The sequence below is a fragment of the Dickeya sp. ws52 genome, from assembly GCF_007210685.1.
Classification (GTDB): domain Bacteria; phylum Pseudomonadota; class Gammaproteobacteria; order Enterobacterales; family Enterobacteriaceae; genus Dickeya; species Dickeya chrysanthemi.
This window is the reverse complement of the sequence record NZ_SZVX01000001.1, coordinates 288,150-301,854: the sequence shown is the minus strand read 5'-3', so window position 1 is coordinate 301,854 and position 13,705 is coordinate 288,150. Positions and strand designations below refer to the sequence as shown.

The 13,705-nt window shown below is 51.9% G+C and carries 10 protein-coding genes; 3 read left to right on the top strand and 7 right to left on the bottom strand.

All coding sequences use genetic code 11. From position 1 onward, the window contains the following. Positions 1-180 precede the first annotated feature (180 nt). Positions 181-825, bottom strand: coding sequence for a DsbA family protein (locus FDP13_RS01355; protein WP_012770058.1), 645 nt, complete (start codon positions 823-825; stop codon positions 181-183). Positions 826-1,112: 287 nt separating this feature from the next. Then, the gene (locus tag FDP13_RS01350; RefSeq protein WP_012770057.1) at positions 1,113-1,988 is read right to left on the bottom strand and encodes an MBL fold metallo-hydrolase; all 876 of its coding nucleotides are present in this window, start codon (positions 1,986-1,988) and stop codon (positions 1,113-1,115) included. Between the two features lie 103 nt (positions 1,989-2,091). Between FDP13_RS01350 and FDP13_RS01345 the strand changes: the two genes are divergently transcribed. Both FDP13_RS01345 and FDP13_RS01340 read left to right on the top strand, forming a co-directional pair. After that, positions 2,092-3,000, top strand: a complete 909-nt coding sequence (locus tag FDP13_RS01345; protein ID WP_143838300.1) for a LysR family transcriptional regulator — start codon at positions 2,092-2,094, stop codon at positions 2,998-3,000. Between the two features lie 130 nt (positions 3,001-3,130). Then, complete coding sequence (locus tag FDP13_RS01340; protein ID WP_012770055.1) at positions 3,131-4,279, top strand: MFS transporter; 1,149 nt, start codon at positions 3,131-3,133, stop codon at positions 4,277-4,279. Positions 4,280-4,288: 9 nt separating this feature from the next. On the opposite strand, the gene FDP13_RS01335 is transcribed toward FDP13_RS01340, so the two are convergent. The 5 genes from FDP13_RS01335 to ycaO all read right to left on the bottom strand — a co-directional run bounded on the left by FDP13_RS01335 (position 4,289) and on the right by ycaO (position 12,326). Beyond that, entirely contained in the window at positions 4,289-5,230 is a 942-nt protein-coding gene (locus FDP13_RS01335) for a LysR family transcriptional regulator (RefSeq protein ID WP_143838298.1), read from the bottom strand. 589 nt (positions 5,231-5,819) lie between these two features. Next, on the bottom strand, positions 5,820-6,560 hold the full coding sequence (pflA, locus tag FDP13_RS01330) for a pyruvate formate lyase 1-activating protein (RefSeq protein WP_012770053.1): 741 nt from the start codon (positions 6,558-6,560) through the stop codon (positions 5,820-5,822). A 307-nt stretch (positions 6,561-6,867) separates the two neighbouring features. Further along, positions 6,868-9,150, bottom strand: coding sequence for a formate C-acetyltransferase (pflB, locus tag FDP13_RS01325; RefSeq protein ID WP_012770052.1), 2,283 nt, complete (start codon positions 9,148-9,150; stop codon positions 6,868-6,870). Between the two features lie 56 nt (positions 9,151-9,206). Beyond that, a complete protein-coding gene (gene focA / locus FDP13_RS01320; RefSeq protein WP_143838297.1) occupies positions 9,207-10,064 on the bottom strand; it encodes a formate transporter FocA in 858 nt (285 codons plus the stop codon). 498 nt (positions 10,065-10,562) lie between these two features. Next, positions 10,563-12,326, bottom strand: coding sequence for a 30S ribosomal protein S12 methylthiotransferase accessory factor YcaO (ycaO, locus tag FDP13_RS01315; RefSeq protein WP_143838295.1), 1,764 nt, complete (start codon positions 12,324-12,326; stop codon positions 10,563-10,565). Between the two features lie 266 nt (positions 12,327-12,592). Between ycaO and serC the strand changes: the two genes are divergently transcribed. Further along, complete coding sequence (gene serC / locus FDP13_RS01310; RefSeq protein WP_143838293.1) at positions 12,593-13,678, top strand: 3-phosphoserine/phosphohydroxythreonine transaminase; 1,086 nt, start codon at positions 12,593-12,595, stop codon at positions 13,676-13,678. The last annotated feature ends 27 nt before the right edge of the window (positions 13,679-13,705 follow it).

Genomic DNA, 13,705 nt, shown 5'->3' with positions numbered 1-13,705 from the left:
CCCGGCGGAAAGCTGGGGATATACCTGAACGCACGTGTCGGCTGACGAGCCTGGATATGGCGCAGGCGTCAATGATGAGATGCACGCCCGGCATCACATCATTGAGTTAGCCCGCGATTTCCTACGGCGCATCGCATCGGTCGTGAAAAAACGGGTTGGAGCGATAGGATGAACAATAGCCTACTGGTTTTCTTTTACCAGTTTTACCAGGTAGTTGAACCAGTCGTCTGGCCGACCTAGCCAGGGTGCGATATTCAATGTGGTAAAGATATCATCTACCGCAAAGACTATGGTTGGGAAACCAGCACCGCCTGATTGAGTCAGCCATTGGCGACTTTCCTCGATATGCTTCCGGGTTGGTAAACCGCGCCAGCGCGTATAGGTATTTTCAAAATCATCTAATGGCAGGCCGATTTCCACCGCCATTTTCATTAATACCGATACTTCAGAGATGCTCAATCCTTCAACATAATGAGCACGTTGCAGACGCTCAAGTAAATCAAGCCCGCGGCCGCCTAATTCTTCGGCCGCCAGAATTGCCGTTGTGGGCGGTTCCGAATCCAGTGTCGCGGTGACGTCCCACAGTAAGCCATTGAAATAGCCATCGCCGAAGGGCTGGCCGCTCATCTGGGCAATGCGGCGATCGTGTGGTTGAACGTAGTCCCGCCATTCGGGCGTGATACGGCGGCGGTTCGGCCCGGTCATCATGCCGCCGGCATGTAGCACGACTGGCAGCCCTTCAATTTTGCGAGCTGCATGGATTAACGGCGCTGCGGCATAGCACCAACCGCACAGGGGATCGAAGATGTAGTGTAGCCTGTTCATTCATACGCTCCGTATGTTGCCCGATAGGTGGGGCACATCAGCAAAGGGAAAGAGACTGGTTATCGCGCCACAAACCTTCCCGGGCGTGTGCCAGAATGGCAACCGCTAACTACTTGTGTGACGCTCTATCTTAATTATTGTCTATTTCCTGAGAGTTAGCAGGGAATGGCGTAATTTTATCCTCCCTGTTCTGCGATCACAGATCGCAAACCTGAAAGAAAAGTAGCCACAGTGCGATAGCCGAGGCAAGCCGCCTTGCGGCCGCCGCGGATATTAGCCGTGTTATCTCAGGGCCACTGCATCTCGCCTTTAATGACTTTGGCGCCCAGCTCCAGTGAGCCTTCTTCACCGAGATTCGGATAAGCCTGCTTCATTGCATTAACCAGTGCGGTGCTATTGGCTGATGATGGAATATTCTTCTCAAAAGTTTTCAGATAATTACGTGTGAAGGTGACATTTTGTGGCGACCAGGGCGCAGAGCCGTCTTTATTCGGCAGATAGTGGCTCGGTACCACCGTGGTTGGCTTGAGCTTGTCGATAGCATCCAGATCCTTCAGCCAGTGTTGGCGAGAGGTCGCCGTCTGCGTGTCGGCAATCCATACATGGATATTGGCTGCGGTATGCACGCCGCCAACCACCGTTTTCAGTGATGGAACCCAGACAAACGTACGATCCGGCGTTGCACCTTTCAGGCCAATGATATCAATCTTGTTGCCTTCAAGTGTGAGATGGTCGGCATTCAGCGCCTGAGGGACCACCACCTGCTTCGGCGCATTATCTTTTAGAATCGGTCCCCAGTAAGCCACTTTCTTTTCTTTGGTCGCGTTAATGGCGGCGATAGTTTGTGGTGTGGCGACAATTTGCGCATTAGGGAAAGCGGTTTTCAACACATCCAGACCAAAGTAGAAATCCGGATCATGATGACTGATATAGATCGTTTTCAGGTTCTTGCCGGTAGCCCGGATTTTCTCTACCAGTTTTTCTGCATCATTGCGCTGAAACTGGGCATCAATAAGTAACGCATCGTGCTCACCGGTGATGATTTCAGATGACACCGGGAAGACGGATTTTTCTCCAGGGTTATATACGTCTATCTTCAGCGCGGCGGATGCGGAAAACGCCATAGAAGCGAAGAGGGTGGCGAGTAGGGTGTGCTTTAACATAGGGAATACTCCTTTCTGAATGAGATGGCGTCATGGTAAATTTCATTTTTATAAAGAAAAACCCTGTCTTTCGCGCAGCTTTGTTGCAAAAAACGGACATATAATGGATAGAATTACCGCCGCTCAGGTGTTTGTCGCCATCACCGAACAGGGTAGCCTGACGGGTGCCGCTGATGCTCTGGAGATGTCCCGCGCGATGGTGACCCGGTATCTGGCTGAAATGGAACGCTGGGCTGACGCGCGATTATTGCATCGCAGTACCCGTCAACTGAGTCTGACCACCGAAGGGGAAACGGTATTGCAATACTGCCGCGAATTGCTGGCGGTATCGCAAAAGCTGGATAGGCCCGCCCGTGAAAAGATGGAGCCGGCTGGATTAATGCGGTTAACCTGCTCACCTTCATTGGCGCAGACAACATTGGTCGAGGCGATCACGGCCTATCTTCGGCGTTACCCCAAAACAGCGGTCGACCTGCAGGTGGCAAGCCATACTCTGAACCTGATTGAGGAGCGTATTGATCTGGCGATCCGGATCACCAGTCAGTTGGATCCAGGGTTAATTGCCCGTCGATTGGGCGGTTGCCCGTCAGTGGTGTGCGCGGCGCCGTCTTACCTGGCCGCTCAGGGGACGCCGCAACGGGTGGAAGAGCTCGCCGTGCATGATTGCCTGACTTATTCATTTTTCGGCAAAAGCCTGTGGCAATTCATCCGGAAGGGGGAAACGATAGCCGTACCGGTTAGTGGCAGTTTCAGCGCCAATGATTCGCTGACTCTACTGGAGGCGGCGTTGAATGGCGCCGGCATAAGTTTGCAGCCGGTTTATTCCGTCACGGATCTGATCGCCAGTAAACGGCTTATCGCGTTGTTTCCCGAGGTACAACCACAAGAACTGGATATTTACGCGGTGTACCATTCCCGTGAGCGGATGTCGCCGGCGTTGCGAGCACTGGTGGATTTTCTTGCCGACTGGTTCGACGGCAACCTGGAGTGGAAACGGGTTTCACGCCGCTGATACTGCGCCGGGCTGCCGGTATCGTGGTGTATGAGCAAATTGTGCGGCTGCTGGTGATAAGAGAATTGACTTTGCTATTACCAGTGGCATGATGCGCGCAAATCATCCTTTCTTTCTGGTTTGCCTCTCCATGTCAACCTATACGCGCCCGGTTTTGCTGCTGCTCTGCGGGCTGTTGCTGCTTACTGTTTGTCTGGCTGTTCTCAATACGCTGGTACCATTGTGGCTTAATGATCGTCAATTGCCGGTTTGGCAGGTTGGCGTGGTCGGTTCGGCCTATTTCAGCGGGAATTTGGTCGGTACGTTGGCGGCGGGCGGGTTGATCCGACGTTATGGTTTTAACCGTAGCTATTATCTGGCTGTGCTGCTGTTTGGGTTGGCGACGGCGGCGCTGGCATTGTCTTCGGATATCGGGAGCTGGATTCTGTGGCGTTTTGTCGCCGGTATTGCCTGTGCGCTGATTTGGGTGGTTGTAGAAAGTGCTCTCCTTTGCAGCGGCAATGCACTTAATCGCGGTCAACTGCTGGCGGCGTATATGATGGCGTACTATCTGGGCAGCGTAATGGGGCAATTGCTGCTTGGAATAGTGCCTACGGCATTGCTCAGTATTTTGCCCTGGCTGGTGGCGCTGGTATTACTGGCGGCGTTACCTTTGCTGTTTGCACGTATTCCGCCGCCGCAGCCTGTGACGCAACGCGTTAACGTCTGGCGAATGCTACGCTATCGCTCCGCCCGTTTGGGCATCCAGGGTTGCGTCATTTCCGGGGTTATTCTTGGTTCACTGTATGGATTGATGCCGTTGTATCTTGCGCATCAAGGTATGAGCGATGCCAGTGTAGGCTATTGGATGGCATTATTAATCAGCGCGGGTATTCTGGGGCAATGGCCGGTCGGGCGGCTGGCGGATCGTTATGGCCGATTGTTGGTGCTGCGTGTACTGGTTTTTGCGGTGATTCTTGGCTCACTGGCCATGTGGCTTCCAGGGCGATATAGCATGGCGCCGTCGTTGTTTTTGCTCGGTGCCGCCGGTTTTACGCTCTATCCGGTTGCGATGTCATGGGCGTGTGAGAAGGTGGCGCCTAATGAGCTGGTCGCCATGAATCAGGCATTACTGCTGAGCTACACCATTGGTAGTCTCTGTGGGCCAAGTCTGGCCGCGATGCTGATGCAGACCTATTCCGATCAATTATTGTTTGTTTTGATTGCTGCCGTGTCCCTGGGATATCTGATTATCCTGTTGAAAAAAGCGGATCATCATCCCCGGCCGCTGGCTGTGTGATCCGGCCCATTATTGTTTGTCGCATCGTCGATGTTGGTGGTTGCCGGGAGAGAGGCGCCCGATTTCGACGATGTTATTCCACAGGACTTCGGCAACCGGGCTCAGTCGCTGTTTGGCATTGCGAACCAGGTAAAAGATGCTGCTGAGTTGCAACTTCTCTGGGGCGATTGCCACCAGTTTTCCTTCTTGTACCCAGCGTGAGGCATAATGGTTCGGCAGGAAGCCCACATGAGTACCCGCCAGAATTAACAGCATACATCCTTCCTCACTGTAGGCGATGCCTTGTTGCCCCTGTTTGGCGACGGGCCCTAATTGCTTACAAACTTCATTGATATCGTAACCGCCAATCAGCAGTCGTTTCGGGTTTAGGGTGCCGCCACGCCACGCTTGCTCAATACGTTCTGCCTGTTCGGTTGCCGCGTAAAATGCACTGTATTCAATGAAAGCGGGCTGGAAGAAGATATCGGGTGGAACATCATTCGACAGGACGGTGAGCACGATATCCAACTCACCGTTGCGTAACCGCGCCATCAGCGATTGATGGTCGCTGATGTGCAGGTTCATCGATGCATCGGGGCTTAACTCCAGCAAGCGACGTATTGCCCGCGCAACCGCTTGATCCGGATGGGAAACAATATTATCCAGGCAGCCAAGCCGTACCTCGCCGATAAGTTCATGCTTGATACGCGCCAATCGATTGGCGAAATCATCCAATGTGGCAATCACCGAACGCGCTTCCTGATAGACCAATTCACCTTCGGTCGTCAGCGCAAAGCCACCCCGGCCGCGTTCGCACAAAATCAACCCCAATGTGTCTTCCAGCCGGGAAAGGTAATGACTGAGAACTGGCTGGCTCAATCCGGTGGCGTCTTGTGCATTGGTTATGCCTTTGTTTTCAACAATTTTACAAAATAACTTTAGCCAGCGAATTTCCAGTTTATCGAGCCGCATGATGTGCCCCTGAACACATATACCGCCCGCCAATCATCAGGTTACAAGCGCGTAGGCACTGCCTTGTGGAGACGGTAGCAAGCCGCGGATAAGGCGACGAATATCGTCTCGCCGGGCAAAAACGGTTAATTGCACAAAATGCGAGCTAACCGGCCGGTAACCTGAATTATGTCGGGTATGGCTGTTGCAATTAACATTGAAATAAACCTAATTTATTCAATGTATTTTCCCTGTAGCCCGTGTATTTCGCCTCGTTTGAAGCAGTTACCACGCCATGGCGTGATTATGCACGACTCCCTTCGCTTCTCCAGTACGCCGCATCAAATAACGTTACTGTCTTGTGTTACATAATGCATAGCATGATGTGTTTTTATAGTGCTGGCTTGCTCTGGATTGTGATAAAGCAAAAGTATGGAAAGCAGGGTGATGACGACGAGCATGTCGGCATGAATCGGCCAGTCATGTCGTATCTGTGGGTATTGACTGGCGTTTTCTTGTTGGTGGCGGCAGCACTGATTAGTGCGTTAATCAATGGTAGTCAACGCCAGCCAGGTGATGTGTAACGCTGGCCGACGGAACGGCGTAACCCTCAGTACACAACTTTGTGACCGTAACTGGTCAGAATAGACTTAATGCGGTCCATGGTATCAGCCTTAGGCGGCTTGATGCCATCCAGCTTGTATTCCTCGCCCATGGCTGTCCATTTGTGTTTACCCAACTCGTGATAAGGCAAGAGTTCGATTTTCTCGATATTGCTCATCTCTTTGGTAAATTCACCCAACAAATGTGCGGAGGCATCGTCATCGCTCCAGTCAGGGACGACAACATAGCGGATCCAGGTGCGTTGATTGCGTTTGGCGAGATAACGGGCAAATTCCAGCGTGCGGTGGTTGGATACTCCGACCAAATTCTGATGCACCTCGTCGTTGAGCTGTTTGAGATCCAGCATGACCAGGTCGGTGACATCCAGCAGTTCGTCAATGACCGGGTCGTAGCGGCGGACGAAACCGTTGGTATCAAGACAAGTATTGATGCCTTGCTCATGGCAGGCGCGGAACCAGTCACGGACGAACTCGGCTTGCAGAATGGCCTCGCCGCCGGATGCCGTCACGCCGCCGCCGGATGCATTCATAAAATGGCGATAGGTCACGACTTCCTTCATTAACTCTTCTACCGTCACTTCCTTGCCGCCATGAGTGTCCCAGGTGTCGCGGTTGTGGCAGTAGAGGCAACGCATCAGGCATCCCTGAAAGAAGGTGATGAAGCGGATGCCGGGGCCGTCAACCGTGCCACAGGATTCGAAAGAGTGAATGCGACCAATAACTGACATGCGAGGTTTCTCCAGGTTGGGCCGGGAAATAGCGGCCTGCAATGAGCGCAGTAACAACAACGTAGCACGCAGGGCTACAACGCTGTTGTTCTGCGTCGAATCTGTTTTGTCAGCCCGCCAGCCGGGAATTGATAGCCGGCTGACAAAACAGGTTCTGAGTTATTCGGCGGGAGCGGTGAAAAAATTTCACTGGGGAAATTTTTAGTGCTGCTTACGGCAGCCCACAAAGGAGACGGGCAAAACCCGTTATAAAAAGGCCCCACCGATGTGGAGCCTTTAGTTTACGCCTTTTCAGACAGACATGTAATTACATGGACTGTGTGAAAGTACGGGTAATAACATCCTGCTGCTGTTCTTTAGTCAGCGAGTTAAAGCGAACGGCATAACCAGACACACGAATGGTCAACTGCGGATATTTTTCCGGGTTTTCCATTGCGTCGAGCAGCATTTCACGGTTCATCACGTTGACGTTCAGGTGCTGGCCGCCTTCGATGCTGGCTTCGTGGTGGAAGTAACCATCCATCAGGCCCGCAAGGTTGGTTTTACGCACGTCATCATCTTTACCCAGCGCGTTCGGCACGATAGAGAAAGTATAAGAGATACCATCTTTCGCGTAGGCGAACGGCAGTTTAGCCACAGACGTCAGAGAGGCAACGGCACCCTTCTGGTCACGACCGTGCATCGGGTTGGCACCCGGTCCGAACGGCGCACCAGCGCGACGGCCATCCGGGGTGTTACCGGTTTTCTTACCGTATACCACGTTGGACGTAATGGTCAGTACGGACTGAGTCGGGGTCGCACCACGGTAGGTATTCAGTTTCTGAATTTTCTTCATGAAACGTTCAACCAGATCACAAGCCAGGTCATCAACGCGTGAATCGTTGTTACCGAACTGCGGGTATTCGCCTTCGATGTCAAAGTCGACCGCCAGACCGTTTTCATCACGTACTGGTTTTACTTTGGCATATTTAATCGCAGACAGGGAGTCAGCCGCTACAGACAGACCCGCAATACCACACGCCATAGTACGGAATACGTCACGGTCATGCAGCGCCATCAGAGATGCTTCATAGCTGTACTTGTCGTGCATGTAGTGGATGATATTCAGTGCGGTGACGTACTGTTTAGCCAGCCAATCCATGAAGTGATCCATACGCTCCATCACTTCATCAAAGTTCAGCACATCGCCTTTGATCGGTTCGGATTTCGGGCCGACCTGCATTTTCAGTTTTTCGTCCACGCCGCCGTTAATCGCGTACAGCATGGTCTTCGCCAGGTTAGCGCGAGCGCCGAAGAACTGCATTTGTTTGCCGACAACCATCGGGCTTACGCAACAAGCGATAGCGTAATCGTCGTTGTTGAAGTCCGGACGCATCAGGTCATCGTTCTCGTACTGCAGAGAGGATGTGTCGATAGATACTTTCGCAGCGAATTTTTTGAAGTTCAGCGGCAGTTTTTCAGACCACAGAATGGTCATGTTCGGTTCCGGAGACGGCCCCATAGTGTACAGGGTGTTCAGGAAACGGAAGCTGTTTTTGGTAACCAGCGTACGGCCGTCGATACCCATACCAGCCAGTGATTCGGTTGCCCAGATCGGGTCGCCAGAGAACAGTTCATCGTATTCCGGAGTACGCAGGAAACGCACCATACGCAGTTTCATCACCAGATGGTCGATCAGTTCCTGAGCGTCCTGTTCGGTGATTTTGCCCGCTTTCAGGTCACGTTCGATGAAGATATCTAGGAAGGTGGACACGCGACCGAAGGACATGGCGGCACCGTTCTGGGATTTCACCGCGGCCAGATAGCCGAAGTAAGTCCACTGAACCGCTTCTTTGGCGTTAGTTGCCGGGCCAGAGATATCGCAGCCATACTTCGCCGCCATCTCTTTGATTTGCGACAGAGCGTGGTGCTGGTCAGCGATTTCTTCACGCAGGCGGATAGTCGCCTCCAGATCTTCACCGTTTTCCAGTTTGGACTGCAGGGAAGTGAACTGGGCGAATTTGTCCGCCATCAGGTAGTCGATACCGTACAGAGCCACGCGACGGTAGTCGCCGATGATACGGCCACGGCCGTAAGCGTCCGGCAGACCGGTCAGCACGCCGGATTTACGGCAGCGCAGGATATCCGGAGTATAAACATCGAATACGCCCTGGTTGTGGGTTTTACGGTATTCGGTGAAGATTTTTTTCAGTTGCGGATCCAGTTCACGGCCATAAACCTTGCAGGAGCCTTCAACCATTTTGATACCGCCGAACGGAATCAGCGCACGTTTCAATGGCGCATCGGTCTGCAGACCGACGATTTGTTCCAGTTTCTGGTTGATATAACCGGCATCATGAGAGGTAATGGTAGCCGCTACATTGGTATCGAAGTCAACCGGCGCGTGAGTGCGGTTTTCCTGTTTGATGCCTTCCATAACGGCATCCCACAGTTTAGTCGTTGCCGGGGTAGCACCAGCCAAAAAGGATTCATCACCTTCATACGGCGCATAGTTTTTCTGAATGAAGTCACGCACGTTGACGCCATTCTGCCATTCGCCTTTGCTAAAACCTTCCCAAGCCTGGGCGAGTTTCTGATTAAGTTCGGTCATATTACACCTACCTTTGATTTGGATTTTTATAACCCGACGTTGCGGCCGACAGCAGCTTAGTGCTGATCTCCACCGCGCAAATAAATGGCCCAGTAAGTTAACCCTACCAGCAGTCCACCGCCAATGATGTTGCCGAGCGTGACGGGGATCAGGTTGTCGACAATAAAATTGCTGATGGTTAAGTGCTCAAACTGGCTCGGCGTCATGCTGATGGCGTGCCAGAATGCCTCTGGAGCAAAATTCTTAACTACAATCCCCATCGGGATCATGAACATGTTGGCGATACTGTGCTCGAAGCCGCTGGCGACGAACATCGCGACAGGCAGAATCATGGCCAGCATTTTGTCAGTCAGCGTACGGCCGGAATAACTCATCCAGACAGCCAGACAGACCAGCAGGTTTGCCAGTATCCCAAGGCATAAAGCCTCGATGAAAGTATGCTCCAGCTTGTGATTAGCCGTCTGCAACACATTCAGGCCCCAGGCGCCATTCGCCACCATGTGCTCACCGGAAAACCAGATGAGCGCGACGAAAAACAATGCGCCAATCAAATTGCCTAAATAAACGTTGAGCCAGTTTAACCACAGTTGTTTCCAGGTAATGCGCCCGCTGGCTTTGGCAATGACGGTCAGGACGGTGGACGTGAACAAATCCGCGCCACAGACGACGACCAGCATCAACCCCATGGAGAAACAGATACCCCCTATCAGTTTAGCCATACCATACGGCATGGATGAAGACCCGGTGGTAGCCGTGATATAGAAAACGAACGCAATGGATATAAACACACCGGCAGTAATTGCCAGAAAAAATGCAGTAAGCGGTTGTTTTGTTGCTTTATAAACGCCGGCATCTTCAGCGACTTTCGCCATTGCCGATGGTAATAACAGGGTGAAGGGGTTGTCAGCTTTCACACTAACTCTCTCTTAAAATTTATCTACGGTGAGATACTAACAAAGGGTTATTCGCCATAATTTGACGTGGATCATACCACAGGAATTTATTAGGCTGATCAGGAGCCACTCTATAGTCATTTTCACCATTAAGGTGCTGATTTTAATTAAAAAAATATTTTTTAAAAATTATAAAAACAGTTGAATTGGGAGTAAAAATTAACGTATTTGACGTTAAAAAAAATAAGACTTTGTAGTCATTTCATGCCTCAAATTTATGCTGTTTAATTTATTTTTTACCATCCGATAACAATAATGCATTTATAAAAATAAATATCCCGTCTCGACTTAATATATCCATACAAAAATAAAGGAATACAGTGGGCTTTGGGCAACACTACACTGCCGGATTGGGCCGAGGCAGCATAAAAATAAACGATACGCTGAAATCATAGTGGTATTCATGCGAGGCGGTATACCGGATGGCGCCTTGCGCCATCCGGTTAAGTGGCGCAAGGCTTATTTCGTTTGCCAATGTGCGCGTTTAGCGCGTTGCAATTTTTCATAAGCCGCCAGCAGCGACTGATGGGCCGGCAGAGCGTTCAGATCAGCATCGACGGTAAACAGTCCGTAGAAGCACTGTTCACCGGCGATAGCGGCGCTCGCGGCATCCAAGGCATCCTGGCCGTACATGCGAACGAAAGCATCGTAGTATTGAGCCGGGTCGCGCTCAGGTTCCAGTGCCAGTTGTAGTAATGTTTGCAGGCAACGGTAATAATTACGGCGTTCCGGTGCAAAGACGGATTGGTTGAAATCCAGCGACCATTCAGCCCAGCTCAGCGCTTGCTCCAGATCGCCGCCAGCCAATGCCAGCATGGATTTCAGTTCGCCAATACGTAACGTAAACCATCCGTTATCTTTACCGGTGGCGATACCCAGCAGTTCGCGGACACGCGTAAAATCATCCAGACCCTCATCATCTAACTGCTGCAGCAACGCCAGATAATCCGCCTTTTCCCATTGGCTGTCCGGTAAAGACAGCAGCGTTTCGCGCAGATGCGCACCCATGCTGTTGTTCGCCAGTAACAGGTCTTCTGCCGGATAGATGTCCGACATGCCCGGCACCAGAATGCGGCAGGCGTATACCGACAGATGCTCGTAATCCGCGATATACACTTCTTTATCTTCTTTATTGAAGATGGCCATCAGTGTTGCGAATTCCTGTTCCGTGGTACCGCTGAAATCCCAGTCGACGAAGGTATAATCTGGCTGTGTTTTAAACAGATCCCAGGAAATCAAGCCGCTGGAGTCGATAAAATGGGTTTCCAGATTGGTGTGTTCGGCCACTTCTTCATTGTCGAACGTCGGCGGTGTGAACACGTCGAGATCTTTCAGTCCCCGGCCCTGCAGCAATTCCGTGACGGTACGCTCCAACGCTACGCCGAAATCCGGGTGTGCGCCAAACGATGCAAAACAGGTACCATTGGCCGGGTTGAACAGTACGACGCAGATCACCGGATACTGACCGCCCAGCGATGCGTCATAGGCGAAGATCGGGAAGCCTTCCTGTTCCAGCGTGGCGATGGCTTCCACCACACCAGGATAGCGTGATAGAACCTCCGCCGGAATTGCTGGCAGGCTGATGGCTTCGGCGATAATCCGGTTCTTCACATAGCGTTCAAATACTTCCGACAGCCCTTGCACGCGGGCTTCATTGCGGGTATTCCCCGCAGACATGCCGTTAGACACGTACAAATTTCCGATGATATTCATCGGAATATAGATTGTTTGCTGATCAGACTGGCGGGTAAACGGCAACGCGCAGATGCCACGGCTGTGATTGCCGGACTGCAGATCGACGAGATCGCTGGCGACAAGCTGTTGGTCCGGGTCATAGAAGGCGTGCAGACGGGCGTCAAGAATGCCTTCCGGCAGGCTGTCGTCTTCAGGAAGCGGGAACCACTTCTCGTCAGGGTAATGAACGAATTCGCCTTCGGCAATCTGCCGACCCAGATAGAAATCGGCGAAAAAATAGTTGGTGGACAGACGTTCGAAGTATTCACCCAACGCGGAAGCCAGCGCCGCTTTTCGGGTCGCGCCTTTACCATTGGTGAAACACAGCGCACAGTCGCGGTCGCGGATATGTACCGACCAGACATTGGGCACCGGGTTCAGCCAGGATGCTTCTTCGATGTTGAACCCCAGGTCGAGGAGCTGTTGTTGAAAACGGGCGATGGAATCTTCCAGGGCGGCGTCTTTGCCTGGGATAAACGTTTGGGTCATGGTTCGAACCTGAATATGTTATGAGGAGGCTGCATCATACGTGGTTTTGTGTATCGACTCTATCTCGCATGTTGCATATTGCGCAGCGTCTCCAGACCATGTTGTAACCGATATGTTGACAGACACAATAACAGGCGGACGAGTGCGCAACTTTTCAGGCGGCAGGGTAATAAGCGTTGCAGGTATGAAAGACGAGTGATAAAACCGATAGCAGGGTAAACTGATGCGACACAGACAGGTCGCTATTGAATATGTGGTGAGGGGAAATGACTCAGGTTTTTAATTTTAGTGCGGGTCCGGCCATGTTACCGGTGGAAGTGTTGCGTCGTGCGGAACAAGAACTTTGTAACTGGCATGGACTGGGCACATCGGTGATGGAAATCAGCCACCGTAGCAAAGAGTTCATGCAGGTAGCCAGCGAGTCTGAGCAGGATTTGCGTGATTTGTTGAAAATCCCCTCAAATTACAAAGTGTTATTCTGTCATGGCGGTGCCCGCGCGCAGTTTGCCGCGGTTCCGCTTAATTTGCTGGGTGAAAGCACGACGGCAGATTATATTGATGGCGGTTATTGGGCGCACAGCGCAGTTAAAGAAGCTGAGAAATATCTCACGCCTAATGTGATTGACGTGAAAACCCGTGTTGATGGCCTGCGCGGCATTAAACCGATGCGTGAGTGGGCGTTGTCGGATGATGCGGCGTACGTGCATTACTGCCCGAATGAAACGATAGATGGGCTGGCGATCGAAGAAGAGCCTGACTTTGGCGACAAAATCGTCGTGGCGGATTATTCCTCCAGTATCCTGTCTCGTCCACTGGATGTCAGCCGTTATGGCGTGATCTATGCCGGTGCGCAGAAAAACGTGGGGCCAGCCGGCCTGACGCTGGTCATTGTGCGCGATGATCTGCTTGGCAAAGCGCGTCGCGAACTGCCGTCTATTTTGGATTATAAGATTCTGTTTGAGAACGACTCCATGTTTAACACACCGCCGACATTTGCCTGGTATCTGTCTGGTCTGGTGTTCAAGTGGTTGAAAGAACAGGGCGGCTTGCTGGAGATGGAAAAACGCAATCAGGCTAAAGCGGATCTGCTGTATGCCGCTATTGACGGCAGCGATTTTTATCGCAATGACGTTTTGCCCGCCAGCCGTTCCCGCATGAACGTGCCGTTCCAGTTAGCGGATGCCGCGCTGGATCCGATCTTCCTGCAGGAAGCGCAGGCCGCCGGGTTGCAGGCGTTGAAAGGACACCGTGTTGTCGGCGGTATGCGTGCGTCCATTTACAATGCCATGCCGCTGGATGGCGTAAAAGCGTTGACGGAGTTTATGGCCGATTTCGAACGCCGTCACGGCTGATAACTTGATAAATATAGCGCGATAACG